This window comes from Ruegeria sp. O5 (genome assembly GCF_056535105.1).
The window spans coordinates 1-16,408 of record NZ_JBQERN010000024.1; the positions used below are offsets into that span (position 1 = coordinate 1).

Genomic DNA, 16,408 nt, shown 5'->3' on the forward strand with positions numbered 1-16,408 from the left:
CGGCAAAACGCTCCGGCCACCCGTCCCATAATCGCCCTCAGCGAAGGCAACGACCCCCGCATCACAAAAGGGGCCATCAACGCGCAGAGGGGGGTCGTGCTGTTTTGAAACACACGCTCAGCAGGAGGGTATGATGTCATGACATCTCAGGTTCTCAATCTCTTCGGTGCGCCCGCAACAAGCAGCGAACGGCGCCTGGCCGATCTTCCGGACCGCGTTGTCGAAGGCGATCCGCATCACCAGATCGGGGTGCATTTTACCAGTCCGGACGGCAAGTTGTCTGCGGGCACATGGACCTCGACGCCCGGAAAATGGCATGCGTTCACGGACAAGGACGAATATTGCTATATTGTCAAAGGCCATTGCGCTTTGATCCACGAAGACGGCAACCGTCAGGATTTTCGCGACGGGGCGAGTTTTCTGATCCCGAATGGGTTTCGCGGCTATTGGGAAGTCATCGAGGAAACGACGAAGCACTTTGTGATCCGGGATTGCACCTAAGACCCACTAGGTGATCTGAAGCGCAGAAGCCGTTACGCGGGAAGGTGGTTCTTGCCATAAAGGCGTCGCATGATCATGGGCGTAAGGTACATTGGGATCTGATACGCGCCGATGAAGGCCATGATCGGGGCGGTGACATCGGGTGGCAGGGCGACAAAGAATATGGCGATGTTCCGGTTTCCCGCGATGATCGATATCGCGGTTGATTTGTCTGCGGGCAGCCGGTTTCGGCTCAGGTGAAATGCAACGGCTTGTGCCCCGAAATTGGCCAGACAGGCGAGCGCGATCCAGAAGGTTGCAATGGCTGGGTTGTTCAGGGCCGTGGCGCTGACCGAAGGCATCAGCCCGATGACAAAGACGGCCAAGGTAAGTGTCGCCAATCCCTCCAAATTCAGCAGCGTCGCGGGTGAGGGTGCGCGCAGAACTGTGCGCCGGGTGACGATGGCAGCCCCGGTTGCAAGTACGATGGTCAGCAACAATTGCAACCCGGCCTGCAAGACAGATTGAATATCCCCCAGTTCGGGCATGAGCAGAAATACGGGCAATGCGGTCAGCGGCAACAGGGCTGTACCCACTACCATCAGCCGCATCGCGTGTTCAGGCGGATGGCCCATCATCAGGCACATATTGGGACTGCCTGAAATGGACGGGGCCGCCGCCATGATCAGCAGGGACAAAAGGACAGGCGTTCCAGTCCATCCGCCCGCGAACCCGATGGCCAGCACGATCAGCGGCATCACGAATTGAAACCCGATGACTGTGAATGCAACTTTCTGCAGATCACTCAGCGACCCGAGAATGGTTTCCGGGTTCATCCTGAGGACCGTGACGAACAGCAATAACACGACCAGAGGTGGCAGCAGGTTTCGCATCGGCTCGGCCAGAGACGGGAGCAGAAGGCCAGCTGCCAGCCCGGCGATCAGAACATGAGGGCCATGGCGCGCCGCCAGATGAAGCGGGTTCAAGGCCGTTCTACCCGCCCGGGCTTTGGCGCAGATTTTCCGGCAGCCAGGTCGCCAGATCCGGGAACCAGATGAGGATGAAAACCATCAATACCATGATCAGGAACATCGGGATCGCGGCGCGTGCGATATAGCTCATTTCGTGGTTTGTCATGCCCTGCATCACGAACAGATTGAACCCGATTGGCGGTGTGATTTGCGCCATCTCGACAACAACCACGATGAAGATGCCGAACCAGATCAGGTCGATCCCGGCGTCACGGATCATCGGTTCAACCACGGCCATGGTCAGCACGACCGAAGAAATCCCGTCCAGAAAGCATCCCAGAATGATGTAGAACACCAGCAAGACCATCAGCAGTTCGAACCGTGTCAGGTCCCATCCGGCGATCAGGTCGGCCAGTCCGCGTGGGAGGCCGGTAAACCCCATCGACAGCGACAAAAAGGCCGCCCCCGCAAGGATCAGGGCGATCATCGCACTGGTGCGCGTGGCCCCCATCAGACTTTCGGTAAAGGTCTTCCAGGTCAGCGACCCCTGACCGGCGGCCAGCAAAAGCCCCCCGATCACGCCGAAAGCGGCGGCTTCGGTCGCGGTGGCATAGCCTAGATACATCGACCCGATGACAACGGTGATCAGCAGGATCACAGGCAGCAGAAAGCGTGAGTTTTTGACTTTCTCGGAAAAGCTCAGCTTGCTTTCGTCATTCGGGTTCCAGTCCTTTCCCAGCTTGGAATACAGCGCGACATAGCCCATGAACATCGCCGCAAGAACAAGGCCGGGGAGGATGCCGGCAAAGAACAGCTTGGTGATCGATTCATTGATCGTCACCCCGTACACGATCAGGGTCAGCGAGGGCGGGATCATCAGCCCCAATGTCGCAGCCCCGGTCAATGTACCGATGATCATCCGCTCGGGGTAATTGCGTTTGCGCAACTCGGGGATCGACATCTTTCCGACGGTCGTCAGGGTTGCCGCAGACGACCCCGAGACAGCTGCAAAGACAGTGCATCCAACGATATTCGTATGCACCAGACCACCCGGCAGGGGGGCCATCCAGGGCGACAGCCCCTTGAACATGTCCTCGGACAATCGCGTTCGGTACAGGATCTCGCCCATCCAGATGAACATCGGCAGGGCGGTCAGGGTCCACGAGGACGATGCCGACCAGATGGTCGTGATCATGACGTCGCCCACGGGGCGTGTCGTGAACAGCTCCATCCCGACCCACGCAACACCCATCAGGGCCAGTCCGACCCACACACCGGTGCCCAACAGGGTAAAAAGCACAAAGAGGAAGAGGATGATAACGGCCAGATTTTCCATGCGCTTACTCTCCGTGGCTCTGATCGGCCAGATCGCGGACGATCCGATGTTCACCGCGGAAAAGGACATGGATCAGGTGATCCGTCAGGGCGATGGCAAGGATCACGGCACCGATCAGCATCGCGGATTGAGGGATCCAAAGGGCGGTTCTATCCTGCCCCTGGCTGACATCGTTGAATTTCCAGCTCCAGTAGACAAAGCGATAGGCATACCAACAGAAATACCACATAACAGCCGTGCCAATGGCAAAACACCAAACCTCAAGAACGCGCCGCACCCCGTCCGGCACTGCGTTCAGCAGGATCGATACACGGATGTGACTGCCCCGGTTCAGCGCGTTGGCAAAAGCCAGAAAAGAGGCGGCAGCCATCGCATAACCGGCATAGTCCGGTGCGCCGGGAAACACTTCGCCGGTCCAGCGGGCCAGCATCTGCACCACGATCAGCAGCAATATGGCAATCAGGCTGAGCGCCGCCAGAACCCCTGCCGCCAGATAAATGAAATCCAATACGGACCGAAGCCCTCGCAAAACCGCCATGCCGTCCCCGCTGTGTTCTGATTGGATATGAAACGGGCGCCAGGATATGCTGCCGCCCGCTCCGAAAGGATTACTGCGACGAATTGAAGGCGTCGACGATGGCCTTGCCTTCGTCCCCAGCGGCCTCCAGCCACTCATTGGTCATGGTCACGCCAATCTCTTTCAATTCCTGCACCATCTGATCCGATGCCGGGCCGACGGTCATGCCGCCATCCCGCAGGCCTTGCAACGTAAAGCCGGTGTATTCCTTGGCGCGCCAGTTCCCGGCATATTCCGCCAGTTCCGCACAGCCTTTGATGACGTTCTTGTTGGCATCGGACACACCAGACCAGACGTCGGAATTGACCATCACGTAGTTGCGCGGCAGCCAGGCGTCGACCTCGTAGAAATAGTTCAGGCTTTCCCAAACCTTGCGGTCATATCCGGTCGAACCCGACGATATCATTGAATCCGCGACCCCGGTTGCAAAAGCCTGGCTGATTTCAGCCGCTTCGATGGTGACCGGCAGCATCCCGGTCAACTCGGCCAGCCGCGAAGTGGCGTTGTTGTACGAGCGGAACTTGATACCCTTCATCTCGGCGACCGAGTTCACCTCGTTTTTGAAATAAAGACCCTGCGGCGGCCACGGCACTGCATAAAGCAGTGTCAGGTTTTGTTCGGCCAGCAGGCTTTCGATCGAAGGTTTGGCTGCTTCCCAAAGCTTGGCGCTGTCGTCGAATGAAGTTGCAAGAAACGGGATGGAATCAAACCCGAACAATGCGTTTTCGTTCTGATGACCTGACAGCAGCCGCTCACCGATCGGGGCTTGTCCGGTCTGGATCGCGCGTTTGATGTCGGCGCCCTTGAACAGCGATCCGGACGGGTGCGTGACGATTTCAATCTCACCACCGGTGCCGGTGGTGACGCATTTGGCAAATTCCGCGCCCGTGGCCGAGTGGAAGTTTGACGCCGAATAGGCCATCGGCATGTCCCATTTTTCGGCCATGGCGGGTGCAGCAGCGGTGGCAGTCAGCGCAGTTGCCGCCAGAAGGTTCGTCAGTTTCTTCATCATTCTTCTCCCTGTTGAATTTGGAAACACCGGCGTTTTTCACCGGTTTGTTTGTTATTTTGCGTATCGTGACGGCGCGTAGACGCTCATGTCGACATTTGGCGTTCTGCCCGCAATCATCTGCGCCAGAAGGCGCCCGGTTTTTGGCCCGCCTGTCAGGCCGATATGGTGATGCCCAAAGCCCATGTAGGCCCCTTTGATACCGGGCACATCGCCAATGACCGGGATCGAGTCAGCCGGGGCGGGCCTGTGCCCCATCCATTCCACTTCCTCCTTCCATGTCACGCCCGGGAACGCCGCCCGGGCATTTTTGCGCATCAACTCGAACGGTGCGTGGGAGGGCGGCGCATCCAGCCCTCCGAACTCGACAATGCCCGCCAGGCGTATGCGCCCATCCATCGGTGTCGCAACGAACTTGCCCGAGACAACCATAACCGGGCTGCGCGGCATCGCGGAAGGCTCTACCAATTCAATATGATAACCACGTTCGCTTTCAAGAGGAACAGAAACTCCCAAGCGCTTTGCCAATGGGCCCGACCAGATCCCGGCCGTCACGACGGCTGCGTCACAAGCAATGGTCTCTCCACCGGCCCGAACACCTGTGACATGCCCGTTTTCCCGAACCACGTCTTCGACGTTTGCACGTATGAAGCGACCGCCGTTCGCCTCAACATGCGCGGCAAGGTCTTTCACGTACCGGCCGGGGTCGGTGATGTGGCCATGATCCGAAAGCCGGGCGGCAAATCCGATGCCCTGACTGTAAACCGGGTCATATTCATGGAAGGCGTGACCTTCCAATTCGTCCCACTGAAACCCGTTCCTGCGCCGGATATCCCAACCAAAGGCATCTTCCTCAAAATGTGCGCGATCCCTGTAAAGAAACAGGTAATCTGAAGGAACCAGCCACTTTTCCGCCCCCGTTCCGGCCGCCAGCGCCTTGTGATCATTCAGACTGTCGCCAACGATGGATGTCAGTGCTGCGGCGATCCTCTCGACGTCGGCGGCGTTTGCATGTCTGAGGTATTTCCAAAGCCACGGAAGAAGCTTTGGTAAATACCCCCATTTCAGAAACAACGGTTGCGAGGGGCTCAGCAGCATCTTCGGTGCTTTTCCCAATAATCCGGGGACTGTTACCGGTACGATAGAACACGAGGCCAATACCCCGCCATTCCCGTGCGAGGTACCTTCGGCAGGGCCTGCCTTGTCGATCAGGATCACATTGTGACCATCCCGCTGCAACCAGACCGCAGTCGACACGCCGACAATTCCGGCCCCTATGATGGCTATGGTTTTCTTGTCCGTCATTCTGTCACCACCCTGGCAACCGCATAATGATCCAGTTTGGTCAGGTCGGGTCTGCCGCCAAGTCCGGGGCCCTGAGGCACACAAACCTGACCGTCCCTGACCTGGAAAGTTTCCTCCAGAATATCCTCTTTCAGGAAATAGGACGCCTGATAGAATTCGCAGCCCAGAGAGATTTCCGGTGTCGCGGCAATCATGTGCGTGCCTGCCAAATGGGCCAGTCCAGCCTCGAACATATCGCCACCATAGGCCGACAGGCCATGGGCCGCAGCGATGCGCGCAACCGTCTGCCCGCGGGTCAGGCCGCCTGACTTCATGATCTTCACCGAAACCCCGTCGCAGATCCCTTCGCTGGCCGCGCGCTCCATGTCTTCGGGGCCAAAGACGCTTTCGTCGGCCAGTAGCGGAACATCCGTCATCTGCCGCAGCTTTGCCATCATGCCAAACTGATGGGCGCGGACAGGTTGTTCAATGAAATCCGGTTTGAACTGAGCGACGTCCCGCACCTGCGATGGCGCATCATCAATGCTGAGCCCTTGATTATAGTCCACGCGGACCGAGAGCTCCGGGTAGTTCTGGGCAAGGTACTCCAGCCGCATGATGTCGAAGGCGTGATCCTTGAACCCGGTCTTGAGTTTGACAATCCGAACACCATCCTCACGCAGGCGTGCCAATAGTTCGATGTCCTGGGCAAAGTCGGGGTTTGCGATGGAACAACTCAGCGGAATGCTGTCGCGGAAGCGACCACCCAACAAGGACCAGACCGGAACACCGCTGATCCGGCCTGCCAAATCCAACAGCGCGGTTTCCAGCGCCGCCTTGGCTTCGGTGCAATGTGCCACGGCGTAAGCCGCACGTGCCATGATTGCGGCCCGATCCCCAACGCATGCCCCAAGAACGTGAGGGCGCAGATAACGGTCCAGCGCGGCAAAACTCGCTTCGGGTGTTCCGGTGAATACCGACCAGGGCGATGCCTCGCCATACCCTTGGGTGCCATCCTCGGATGTCAGGCGCAGGATGACGACTTCGCAAACGCCTTCAACCGACCCGATGCCGTGATCCCGGCGGGATGTGACCGGCAGTTCAAGATGCCACAGGTCATAACCGATGATTTTCTGTGCCAGATTGCTCATTTCGCCCCCTGTCGATGGGGAAAGCCTGCCTTGACCGGGCTATCATTTCAAATATTATATTCTCGTAAGTTCATCAGAAAAAGTGATGTGATTATCGTTGTCCCTGCGCTTTCGTCAGCTTCAGGCATTTCATGCCATAATGGAAACCGGAACCGTGACCGGCGCGGCCTCGGTTCTTGGGATATCGCAACCCGGCATCAGCAACCTTCTGGCACAACTTGAACGCGAGGCGCGTCTGCCTCTGTTTGAACGGACAAAAGGCCGATTGCTGCCAACACCTGAGGCCGAGATGCTATTTCGCGAGGTTGACACGGTCGTGCGCGGGCTGGACCACGTGGCGCAGGCCGTGACCGATTTGCAAAACAAACATCCCGGACAGTTGCAGGTTGCCGCGCCGCACCTGTTGTCCTTTGGTTTCATGCCCCGCGAGATCGCGCGGTTTGCCAAAACGCGCCCCAACCTGTCTGTCAGCTTTCAGTCGCAATATTCATCCAAGATTCAGGAATGGGTCATCTCGGGCCTGTTTGAAATCGGTATTGTCGAGATGCCCATTCTGCATGACACACTGAACTATCAGGAGTTTCAGTTTGAAACGCTCGCGACTTTTCCTGAGGGCAGTCCCTTGGCCGAGCACGACGTTCTGACGCCAGAGATATTGGAAAACGAACCCTTCATCGTAATGGGGCCGGAACATCAGACCCATCGCCGGACCCGCGACATCTTTCAGACATCCGGTCACACATGGCGCACCCAGATACACACCCATCTTTCCGAAAACCTGCTGAGCTTTGTAAAACAGGGTATGGGGGTCGCGATGATCGACCCCTTTACCGTGACCTTTGACGACGAGAGCGGGTATCTGACCCGCCCATTTGCGCCGCCAGTCATGCTGGATCTTGCGATCATCACGGCAAAGGGACGCCCTCTGTCCACGATTGCGCAGGAATTTCTGGCCCAGTTGACCCCGTCAATTGCCGCTTACGCGACCCATTCCGAGACCGGTGCGGCCGCTTCGTGAAGCGGCTGTGAGTGAATGTCGACAAGTGTTGGGCCGTCATGCTCAATCGCCTGTTTCAGCACGCGCGTCAGATCCTCGGGGTCTTTGACGGTCCAGGATTTGACGCCAAAGGCCGCCGCAACAGCGGCGTGGTCCGTCCGGTTGAAATCAACATTGTAATAGCGCTGACCAAATCCCGCTTTCTGGCCAGCCTTGATCCATCCGAAGACTGAGTTCGAGAAGACGATCGAAGTGATTGGCATATTGTGCCGGACCATCGTTTCAAATTCGCCGCAGGTGAACCCGAACGAGCCATCGCCCATGACCGACAGGGTTTTGACCGATGGCCGCCCGACATGTGCCCCCATGGCCGCGCCCAGCGAATACCCTAGCGCCCCATGTGCCCGGTTTGTGATAAATTGGCGCCCCGGTTTCCGCCAGCGGTAATATGCGCTGAAATAGGGGCAGGGGGTGCCGGGGTCAGCGACCACAATCGCGTCGTCATCCAGAATGTCCATCAAGGACGCCATGACAGCCTCGGGCCGGATCGGCGTCTCGCGACTTGCGGCCAGCGGGGCGAACGCGGTCCTCTTGGCCTCCCAAGCGGCGCGGGCTTTGGCTGCTCCGCCTTGGCTGGTCAGGTCCTGCCGGTTTTCCAGTGCCAGCGCCAAAGCCTCCAGCGCCAGACGGGCATCGGCGCAGATAGCCACTTCGGTCTGGTAATTGGCGCCGATCACCATCGGATCGCTGTCGATATGGATGATCGTGGTGTTGCGTCCGGGGCTTCTCCACCGTTCCGTTGTGACCGAACCGGCGCGGCAGCCAATGAACAAAACGACATCGGCCTGATCCACGACGGCGCGGGTTGCCGGGATGCCCCCGTTCGACCCGACAACGCCCAGGGCAAGCGGGTCGGTCTCGGCAATGGACCCCTGACCCGATACGGTTGTGGCCACGGGCATGTCCAGCAGGCCTGCAACCCGGCGCAGCGCATCGGTCGCCCGGGACAAAACCGGCCCGCCACCACAGACCGCAACCGCGGATTTGGCCCCTGCAAGAATGGCAGCCGCTGCTTCAATGGCGTCCGGGTCAGGTGCGGCCCGTTCAGCGGGATAGCTGCGGTGCCTGTCATCCGCCCAGATTTCAGCCTCGTCTACCTGCCCCTTCTGCGTGTCAAACGGCAGCGCCAGATGCGTCGCACCGGGCGTGCCGGTCGTCATCGCCCTGAAGGCGGCCCGAACCATGGCCGGAAGCCGCGCTGCGTCGTCGAGGGATGTGTTCCATTTGGCCAGAGGCCGGAACAGCGCAGGCTGATCCAGTTCGGTCAACGGGTATTTACCGCGGCTGGTCGTCGCCACATCCGACGTGATTGCCAATATCGGAACCGAGCTTTCGTTGGCCTCGACCACTCCGGGCAAGATATAGGTCGCACCACCACCGGACGGGCCCTCGCACACGCCGGGCTTGCCGGTGACGCGGGCATAGCCATCCGCCATATAGGCCGCGTGCCGTTCATCCCGTGTCAGAATGTGCTGAATGCTGTGATCCATCCGGGCAAGGGCATCATAAAAGGGCAAAGTGGTATCGCCGCACAGGCCAAACATATGCGTCACACCATGCGCTTCGAGCATGCGCACCATGGCTTCGGCTCCGGTCAGAAAATTTGTCCCTGTCATGGTTGCGAGTCCCTTGTGTCAAATCTGTACGCAGACCTGTATACAGTTTTGTATATTGATTTCAAGCTCAGCGTGTGGCACCTGTGATTCAAACGAAGAAGGGCTGGGGTAATGGCGGGTCCGCGCGTCGATGATATCTATGATCAGGTCAAGGCGATGGCGGTTTCGTTTCGCCTGCGCCCCGGCGACCGCCTGAACGAAGTGGCGTTGTCCAGGGATCTGGGCGTCAGCCGCACCCCGCTGCGCGAGGCGTTGAACCGTCTGGTTGCCGAACGGCTTTTCGACTTCCGCCCCGGACAAGGCTTTTTCTGCCGCCCGCTGGACGCGCAAAGCGTGTTCGACCTGTTCGAACTGCGCCAGATCATCGAAACAGCGGCGGCGCGTGCGGCCTGTGCCAAGGCATCGGACGAAGACCTGCAGCTGTTGCGGGACGAGCTTTACGCAACGGGCATCGACATCACCGGTCTGACTGTCGAAGAAGCCGTCAACCGGGATGAGGCGTTTCATTTGGGTATCGCGAAGCTGTCGGGGAATATGGAACTGTTGCAAACCCTGACGCGGATCAACGACCGTATCCGCTATATCCGTTGGATTTCCATGAGCCTCGACCGCGTGCAACGCTCAAAGGACGAACACAAACGCGTCATGCAGGCTTTGATGGACCGGAACGCGGATGAGGCGGCACGGGTTCTGGCTGCACATATCTCCAAGCGTATGGATCAGGTGCAGGATGCCGTGCGTCACGGGATTTCGAACATCTACATGGAAGGGTCGGACGATATTTCGACCCGTATCATCGAGGAGGTTGAGGGATGATCGCGCAGGGCGGAAAATCCATCTACGGTGCGTCTGTCGGCATTCTGATGCTGGATGCCCGCTTTCCCCGCATTCCCGGCGATATGGGCAACGCGCAGACCTGGCCCTTTCCGGTTCACTACCGCATTGTGCGTGATGCCTCGCCGGATCGGGTGGTACGGCACAAAGCCGAAGGCATGCTCGACGTGTTCATCGACGCGGCGCAGGAGCTTGTCAAAGATGGTGTGGACGGGATTACCACCAATTGCGGGTTTCTGTCGCTGTTCCAAAAAGAGCTGGCCCAGGCGGTCCCGGTTCCGGTGGCCACATCGTCCCTGATGCAGGTTGAAATGGTCAACCGCATCCTGCCGGCGGGAAAACGCGCCGGGGTTCTGACCATATCAGCCTCCACTCTGACCCAAGATCACTTGCTGGCCGCCAATGTTCCATTGGACACGCCTATCGGCACAACCGAAGGCGGGGCGGAGTTCACCCGCGCAATCCTTGGAAATGAGCTTGGTCTTGATGTGGAAAAGGCCCGCAAAGACAATGTCGAAGCCGCAATGGCCCTGACATCGGAACACACCGATCTTGGCGCGATCGTGCTGGAATGCACGAATATGTGCCCCTACGCGCCCGATATTCAGCGCGCCACAGGGCTGCCCGTGTTTTCTATCGTGTCTTTCGTGAAGTGGTTTCAGGCCGGTCTTGTTCCGCCCACCTACTAGACAGGTGACACGGGCGCTCTGACTGACCTGCCCTAAGATGTCACAGGTTCAGGTCGCCTTGTACCGAGTTCCGGATCACCCGCTCGGCATTCGGAATGTCGTTTGAAAGCGCCCGCTCTCTTGCGGCCTGTTTGTCCAGCCCAAACCCAACCCAACGGTCGGTGAGCCGGGTTTCCAGTGTAGCAAGATCGACGCCCAGAAACACCTTGAGCGCCCATAAGGGATGAAGGCCCACCCAGCCCGGTTCATCCAGCAAAAGGTAATTGCCTTCAACCAGAACGACCCGCTGATCAGGCGAGATCATTGATCGGGCAGCGATCGCCAGATCAAGCTTTCGGTCGAAGCCCGGAATTGCAACTTCATCTTCGGTGCGCAAACGCACAAGCAAGGCATGAAGCCCGGCAAGATCGAAGGTTTCCGGCGCGCCCTTGCGGGCGAAAAGCCCGCGTTCCTTCAGGATCGCGTTGTCAAAGTGAAAACCGTCCATTGGCACAAGCCCTGCTGACACGCCGCGCCGGTTCAGCTTGGCCGTGGCAAGGCTGGCAACGGTGCTTTTCCCGGATCCGGGCGGGCCCGCAATCGCGACAAGTTGCCGGTGTCGGGCCGGCGGCAGCGCCTCAACGGCGTCGACGATGCTGTCGGCCAGAACGTCAGGGGCGGTGCCGCCACCGGTCATGCAGCCTGATCCTCGGGCGGTGCGTCCTTGGCCCCGGTCATGAATGCTACGGCGTCGGACATCGAATAGTCCTTGGGGTCAATCACACACAGGCGTTTTCCCAGCCTGTGCACGTGAATCCGGTCTGCGACTTCGAATACATGAGGCATGTTGTGGCTGATCAGGATGATCGGAATGCCGCGTGATTTCACATCCTGGATCAGTTCAAGGACCCTGCGGCTTTCCTTGACACCCAGTGCTGCTGTCGGTTCGTCCAGAATGATGACCTTGGACCCGAACGCCGCTGCACGTGCCACGGCAACGCCCTGACGTTGTCCACCCGACAGGGTTTCGACGGCCTGATTGATATTCTGGATGGTCATCAGACCCAGTTCGCTCAGCTTTTCGCGGGCGAACTTTTCCATCGCCGGACGGTCTAGCATTCGAAGCCACGACCCGAGCGGCCCCTTTCGCCGAATTTCCCGCCCCATAAACATATTGTCCGCAATCGACAGGGCAGGGGACATGGCAAGCGTCTGGTAGACGGTTTCAATACCGGCTTCACGCGCGTCGATTGGTGAATGGAAATTCACCTTTTGACCTTCAAGCCAGACATCGCCTTCGTCTGGCGTCACTGCGCCCGACACTGCCTTGATCAGCGTCGACTTACCCGCGCCATTGTCGCCGATCACCGCCAGAATCTCACCCGGCATCAGGTCAAAATCGCAGTGATCCAGCGCAGTCACCTTGCCGTAGCGTTTCACAAGGTTCCGTCCTTTGAGAATGGGTTCCATCAGGCTGCTACCTTTCTGATCCACTGGTCGACCGCGACCGCTGCGATGATAAGGATGCCGATCAGCAGGAACGTCCATTGTGCATCCGCGCCCAGCAACCGCAGCCCAAGCGTAAAGACACCCACGATCAGGGCACCAAACAGGGACCCCAGAATAGACCCGCGTCCGCCAAACAGAGATATCCCCCCGATCACGACCGCGGTAATGCTTTCGATATTGGCCAGCTGGCCCGAGGTTGGCGAAACCGACCCGATCCGGCCAATCAGGGCCCAGCCCGCAAAGGCGCAGATCAGCCCGGACAGCATGTAGACGGATATCAGCGTACGGTGCACGTTGACACCAGACAGTTCTGCCGCTTCGGGGTCATCTCCGACGGCATAGACATGCCTGCCCCAGGCCGTGTGCCGCAACGCATATGCAAGGACGAGGATCAGCGCCAGCATGAAGACCACCCCGACTGTAAACACCGCCCCGCCCACGTTAAACTTGGCACCAAACAGTTGCAGGATGGCGGCGTGTTCCTCGATCTCCTGCGACCGGATCGTTTCGTTTTGTGAATAAAGAAAATTCGCCGCAAGAACGATCTGCCACATGCCAAGAGTGACGATGAAAGGCGGCAGCTTGATGCGACTGACCAGAAACCCGTTCAAGGCCCCGATTGCCGAGCCAACAGCAAGGCCGCACACAATCGCAACCGAAGGTGGCATTCCATAGCGGAAAGTGAATTGCCCCATCACAACCGACGACATCACCATGATGGCCCCAACACTCAGGTCGATGCCTGCGGTCAGGATCACAAGGCTTTGGGCCGCCGCCACGATCCCGACGATCTGAACCTGTTGCAGGATCAATGTCAGCGCAAAGGGCGAAAAGAACTTGGGGCCCAGCAAGACACCAAAGATGACGATTGCAGCGACAAGGACGATCAGCGGGACCAGCGACGGGTTCACATGCAGAAAATGCTGAACCGTTCCGACAAATCCGCGTTGGTGATCGTCAAATTCGGCAACTTGCTCAGGGCTGCCCTTTGCGGCGGTTTCGAAATCGTCGGCTTGTCGTGAAGAATCGGACATGGAACTTCCCCCAAAGCGTCAGGTTTATGACGACTTTAGCAAGGTTTCAGGCGTGTGGGTGGTTTTGATAAGTGGAAGGCCGCGCTGCGGCCTTCCACACGTTCAGCTTAACCCCAGCAGAGGTCCATGCCTTCCTGAACCGAGATGGACTCGACGCCGTCGGCGGCCTTATCCGTCACAAGCGCCACGCCAGTGTCAAAAAAGTCCTTACCGGGTGTGTTCTCGGGTTTCGTCCCTTCGTCCGCCCATTTCTTGACAGCCTCAACGCCCAGCGATGCCATCAGCAACGGGTATTGCTGGGATGTTGCGCCGATGACCCCGTCCGCCACGTTCTGCACGCCGGGGCAACCGCCATCGACGGAAACGATCAGCACGTCATTCTCGCGTCCGATAGCCTTGAGCGCCTCGTAAGCGCCCGCTGCCGCCGGTTCGTTGATGGTGTGCACCACGTTGATCATCGGATCTTTGGCCAGCAGGTTTTCCATCGCGCGGCGGCCGCCTTCTTCGTTGCCAGCGGTGACATCGCTGCCAACAAGACGCGGGTCGTCTTCATCGCCGATCACGTTCGGATCGGCCAGATCAACACCGAACCCCTGCAGGAACCCCTGATTGCGAAGCACGTCCACAGTGGGCTGGCTGACCGCAAGGTCCAACGTGGCGATTTTGGCGTCGTTTGCCGCATCTCCCAGAGTGGCTTTTGCCCATTGTCCGATCAGAAGCCCCGCAAGGAAATTGTCGGTGGCAAAGGTCGCGTCGGCCGAGTCGATAGGCTCAAGCGGGGTGTCCAGCGCAATCACCAGCAGCCCGGCATCGCGGGCCTGCTGCACCGCCGGAACGATGGACGACGTATCCGACGCGGTCAGCAGGATACCCTTTGCGCCATCCAGAATGCAGGTTTCAATGGCCTGAACCTGAGTTTCGTGGTCTCCGTCGACTTTGCCGGCAAAGGCCTTCAGCGTCATGCCAAGCTCTTCGGCTTTGGCGGTCGCACCCTCTCTCATTTTAACAAAGAAAGGGTTGGTATCCGTCTTGGTGATCAGGCAAACGGTTTCACCTTCGGCCATTGCACTGCTTGCCATGGCCGTAACCGCCAGCGCCGTGGCGCCTGCAAGTTTCGCAAGTTTCATCGGTAGTCCTCCCAGTTTTCCCAATGCCCGTCCGGGCATACGTTTGATCGGGCGAAAACCGGCCCGATCGAACGTGAAAACCATCACAAGATTCGAATTTCGAGTCAATAAATAAATCACTCTTAATTATTATTGACAGAAAGGAAGGGTTTCAACATTGTCGTCATGAAGGGGATGGCCGTGTCTGCAATGAACTCTTTGGACAATACCACTGGCGTACGCGAGCCAGATATGCGCGGCACCAACCAAAGTGGAATGCGGGCCCGAAATGAACGGCTTGTCCTGTCACTGGTCCGGCGCCATCAGGCCCTCGCAAAATCTGAAATCGCGCGGATGACCGGGCTGTCGGCGCAGACGGTCTCGGTCATCATGCGCCAGTTGGAAACCGATGGGCTGCTTCTGCGGGGCGAACCGATCCGGGGAAAAGTCGGACAGCCCTCGGTTCCCATGCGCCTGAACCCGGATGGCGCTTATTTCTTTGGGCTCAAAGTCGGGCGGCGCAGTACCGAATTGGTGCTGACGGATTTCCTTGGCAATGTCAGGCACCGTGAGCGGCGGACTTATGATTTTCCGACACCCGAGGCGACATTGAGCTTTTCCAAAGAAAGCCTCGACAAAGTGATGGCGTCACTGTCGCCCGAGGCGCGCAGCCGGATCGCGGGTCTTGGGATTGCGATGCCGTTCTACCTTTGGGACTGGGCGCAGACATTGCAGGTTCCGCAGGAGAAAATGGATCCGTGGCGTGACGCGGACCTGAAAGGCGCGCTGGCCGCAAGCTATGACTTGCCGGTATTCCTGCAGAACGACGCAACGGCCGCCTGCGGTGCCGAGCTGGTCTTTGGCCCTGCGGAAGGTCCACGAGATTTCCTGTATTTCTATGTCGGCTTCTTCATCGGGGGTGGAGTGGTTCTGAACGGCTCCATCTTTTCGGGGCGGGGAAATGCCGGTGCGCTTGGTCCATTGCCTGTGCCGGACGACGCAGGCGGAGTAAAACCATTGATAGATGTCGCCAGTCTTTATGTGCTGGAGCGCGCAGTTGGTGGGAATGCCGAAACAGCCGGCTCAATCTGGGAAACGACACAGCATTGGGACATACCGGAAACCCACCTTGAGAACTGGTTGAAACAGGCGGCGCACGGGATCGCACATGCCATCGTCTCGTCTTGCAGCCTGATCGACTTCGAATCTGTCAAGATTGATGGCTGGATGCCCACAGGCATCAAGGCGCGGCTGGTGGAATTGGTCGAGGTCAAGCTATCAGACATGAACCTGACCGGGCTTGAACGGCCCTTGGTGCAGGTGGGGACGGCAGGCCCGGATGCCCGCTCATTGGGGGCGGCCAGTTTGCCATTGTCGGAAAGATACCTGCTCGAAGGGTAGGTTCATTCCCGAAAAACCCTGACCTGCATCCAAAGCGGATCCGTCGGAAAAAGGGCATCGCCCGCTAAACTTTTTGACAGCCAGCGCAATTGATCGTTGACGGATGCCGAAGAAGTCTGGCAAGCCGCTCGGCATGTCCGGTTCCGGGGCGTGCTCTGGAATCAATAGGGAATGCGGTGCGGGCTTTGGCCCAATTCCGCAACTGCACCCGCAACTGTAAGCGGCGAGCAGGGCTGAAGTGCCACTGGTGTTAATCCGGGAAGGCCAGCCCAACGCTTTGACCCGCAAGTCAGGATACCTGCCGGACATGTGCCTTTGACAAGGGCACTCCTAATCGGCGACGGGATGTGCGTCGGAGCAGGATGCTTGAAAAAG

General features: G+C 58.6%; 16 protein-coding genes and 1 riboswitch. Of the genes, 5 read left to right on the forward strand and 11 right to left on the reverse strand.

The window, feature by feature from the left end:
• Nucleotides 1–138: 138 nt before the first annotated feature.
• Nucleotides 139–501 (forward strand): cupin domain-containing protein, encoded by a 363-nt coding sequence (locus tag ACR0M3_RS18510; protein ID WP_480912093.1) that lies wholly within the window; start codon nt 139–141, stop codon nt 499–501.
• 32 nt (nt 502–533) lie between these two features.
• Here ACR0M3_RS18510 and ACR0M3_RS18515 read toward each other — a convergent pair whose 3' ends face one another.
• The 6 genes from ACR0M3_RS18515 to ACR0M3_RS18540 form a co-directional block, all read right to left on the reverse strand.
• Nucleotides 534–1,466, reverse strand: a complete 933-nt coding sequence (locus ACR0M3_RS18515) for a hypothetical protein (protein ID WP_480912095.1) — start codon at nt 1,464–1,466, stop codon at nt 534–536.
• A gap of 7 nt (nt 1,467–1,473) precedes the next feature.
• Complete coding sequence (locus ACR0M3_RS18520; RefSeq protein ID WP_480489259.1) at nt 1,474–2,787, reverse strand: TRAP transporter large permease; 1,314 nt, start codon at nt 2,785–2,787, stop codon at nt 1,474–1,476.
• Between the two features lie 4 nt (nt 2,788–2,791).
• Complete coding sequence (locus ACR0M3_RS18525; protein WP_267365461.1) at nt 2,792–3,325, reverse strand: TRAP transporter small permease; 534 nt, start codon at nt 3,323–3,325, stop codon at nt 2,792–2,794.
• A gap of 70 nt (nt 3,326–3,395) precedes the next feature.
• Nucleotides 3,396–4,373, reverse strand: coding sequence for a TRAP transporter substrate-binding protein (locus ACR0M3_RS18530; protein WP_480484889.1), 978 nt, complete (start codon nt 4,371–4,373; stop codon nt 3,396–3,398).
• A gap of 54 nt (nt 4,374–4,427) precedes the next feature.
• Nucleotides 4,428–5,678, reverse strand: coding sequence for an NAD(P)/FAD-dependent oxidoreductase (locus ACR0M3_RS18535; RefSeq protein ID WP_480912099.1), 1,251 nt, complete (start codon nt 5,676–5,678; stop codon nt 4,428–4,430).
• A complete protein-coding gene (locus ACR0M3_RS18540) occupies nt 5,675–6,808 on the reverse strand; it encodes an enolase C-terminal domain-like protein (protein WP_480912101.1) in 1,134 nt (377 codons plus the stop codon). Before ACR0M3_RS18540 ends, ACR0M3_RS18535 begins: the two co-directional genes overlap by 4 nt.
• A 97-nt stretch (nt 6,809–6,905) precedes the next feature.
• On the opposite strand from ACR0M3_RS18540, the gene ACR0M3_RS18545 reads away from it, so the two are divergent.
• Nucleotides 6,906–7,826 (forward strand): LysR family transcriptional regulator, encoded by a 921-nt coding sequence (locus ACR0M3_RS18545; protein WP_480484886.1) that lies wholly within the window; start codon nt 6,906–6,908, stop codon nt 7,824–7,826.
• Here the strand turns inward: ACR0M3_RS18545 and ACR0M3_RS18550 are convergent.
• The gene (locus ACR0M3_RS18550; protein WP_480912104.1) at nt 7,787–9,481 is read right to left on the reverse strand and encodes a thiamine pyrophosphate-binding protein; all 1,695 of its coding nucleotides are present in this window, start codon (nt 9,479–9,481) and stop codon (nt 7,787–7,789) included. The genes ACR0M3_RS18545 and ACR0M3_RS18550 overlap by 40 nt on opposite strands.
• A gap of 111 nt (nt 9,482–9,592) precedes the next feature.
• Between ACR0M3_RS18550 and ACR0M3_RS18555 the strand changes: the two genes are divergently transcribed.
• On the forward strand, nt 9,593–10,297 hold the full coding sequence (locus ACR0M3_RS18555; RefSeq protein WP_267365469.1) for a GntR family transcriptional regulator: 705 nt from the start codon (nt 9,593–9,595) through the stop codon (nt 10,295–10,297).
• Complete coding sequence (locus ACR0M3_RS18560; RefSeq protein WP_480484883.1) at nt 10,294–11,004, forward strand: aspartate/glutamate racemase family protein; 711 nt, start codon at nt 10,294–10,296, stop codon at nt 11,002–11,004. The genes ACR0M3_RS18555 and ACR0M3_RS18560 overlap by 4 nt, the downstream gene beginning before the upstream one ends.
• 40 nt (nt 11,005–11,044) lie before the next feature.
• Here ACR0M3_RS18560 and ACR0M3_RS18565 read toward each other — a convergent pair whose 3' ends face one another.
• From ACR0M3_RS18565 to ACR0M3_RS18580, 4 genes are all read right to left on the reverse strand, one after another.
• Nucleotides 11,045–11,680 (reverse strand): nucleoside/nucleotide kinase family protein, encoded by a 636-nt coding sequence (locus tag ACR0M3_RS18565; RefSeq protein WP_480560726.1) that lies wholly within the window; start codon nt 11,678–11,680, stop codon nt 11,045–11,047.
• A complete protein-coding gene (locus tag ACR0M3_RS18570; protein WP_480484881.1) occupies nt 11,677–12,453 on the reverse strand; it encodes an ATP-binding cassette domain-containing protein in 777 nt (258 codons plus the stop codon). Before ACR0M3_RS18570 ends, ACR0M3_RS18565 begins: the two co-directional genes overlap by 4 nt.
• Nucleotides 12,453–13,526 (reverse strand): ABC transporter permease, encoded by a 1,074-nt coding sequence (locus ACR0M3_RS18575; RefSeq protein WP_209508213.1) that lies wholly within the window; start codon nt 13,524–13,526, stop codon nt 12,453–12,455. Before ACR0M3_RS18575 ends, ACR0M3_RS18570 begins: the two co-directional genes overlap by 1 nt.
• A gap of 107 nt (nt 13,527–13,633) precedes the next feature.
• Nucleotides 13,634–14,653: a substrate-binding domain-containing protein gene (locus ACR0M3_RS18580; protein WP_480489243.1), complete on the reverse strand. Its 1,020-nt coding sequence runs from the start codon at nt 14,651–14,653 to the stop codon at nt 13,634–13,636.
• 189 nt (nt 14,654–14,842) lie between these two features.
• On the opposite strand from ACR0M3_RS18580, the gene ACR0M3_RS18585 reads away from it, so the two are divergent.
• Entirely contained in the window at nt 14,843–16,033 is a 1,191-nt protein-coding gene (locus ACR0M3_RS18585) for an ROK family transcriptional regulator (RefSeq protein WP_480827119.1), read from the forward strand.
• Nucleotides 16,034–16,154: 121 nt separating this feature from the next.
• Nucleotides 16,155–16,353, forward strand: a riboswitch (cobalamin riboswitch).
• Nucleotides 16,354–16,408: the final 55 nt, after the last annotated feature.

Excerpts from the sequence above, each read along its gene's own strand:
- ACR0M3_RS18575 (WP_209508213.1), bottom strand. The coding sequence starts at position 13,526 with ATGTCCGATTCTTCACGACAAGCCGACGATTTCGAAACCGCCGCAAAG.
- ACR0M3_RS18560 (WP_480484883.1), top strand. The coding sequence starts at position 10,294 with ATGATCGCGCAGGGCGGAAAATCCATCTACGGTGCGTCTGTCGGCATT.
- ACR0M3_RS18570 (WP_480484881.1), bottom strand. The coding sequence starts at position 12,453 with ATGGAACCCATTCTCAAAGGACGGAACCTTGTGAAACGCTACGGCAAG.
- ACR0M3_RS18550 (WP_480912104.1), bottom strand. The coding sequence starts at position 9,481 with ATGACAGGGACAAATTTTCTGACCGGAGCCGAAGCCATGGTGCGCATG.
- ACR0M3_RS18585 (WP_480827119.1), top strand. The coding sequence starts at position 14,843 with ATGAACTCTTTGGACAATACCACTGGCGTACGCGAGCCAGATATGCGC.
- ACR0M3_RS18530 (WP_480484889.1), bottom strand. The coding sequence starts at position 4,373 with ATGAAGAAACTGACGAACCTTCTGGCGGCAACTGCGCTGACTGCCACC.
- ACR0M3_RS18510 (WP_480912093.1), top strand. The coding sequence starts at position 139 with ATGACATCTCAGGTTCTCAATCTCTTCGGTGCGCCCGCAACAAGCAGC.
- ACR0M3_RS18535 (WP_480912099.1), bottom strand. The coding sequence starts at position 5,678 with ATGACGGACAAGAAAACCATAGCCATCATAGGGGCCGGAATTGTCGGC.
- ACR0M3_RS18565 (WP_480560726.1), bottom strand. The coding sequence starts at position 11,680 with ATGACCGGTGGCGGCACCGCCCCTGACGTTCTGGCCGACAGCATCGTC.
- ACR0M3_RS18525 (WP_267365461.1), bottom strand. The coding sequence starts at position 3,325 with ATGGCGGTTTTGCGAGGGCTTCGGTCCGTATTGGATTTCATTTATCTG.
- ACR0M3_RS18520 (WP_480489259.1), bottom strand. The coding sequence starts at position 2,787 with ATGGAAAATCTGGCCGTTATCATCCTCTTCCTCTTTGTGCTTTTTACC.
- ACR0M3_RS18580 (WP_480489243.1), bottom strand. The coding sequence starts at position 14,653 with ATGAAACTTGCGAAACTTGCAGGCGCCACGGCGCTGGCGGTTACGGCC.
- ACR0M3_RS18555 (WP_267365469.1), top strand. The coding sequence starts at position 9,593 with ATGGCGGGTCCGCGCGTCGATGATATCTATGATCAGGTCAAGGCGATG.
- ACR0M3_RS18540 (WP_480912101.1), bottom strand. The coding sequence starts at position 6,808 with ATGAGCAATCTGGCACAGAAAATCATCGGTTATGACCTGTGGCATCTT.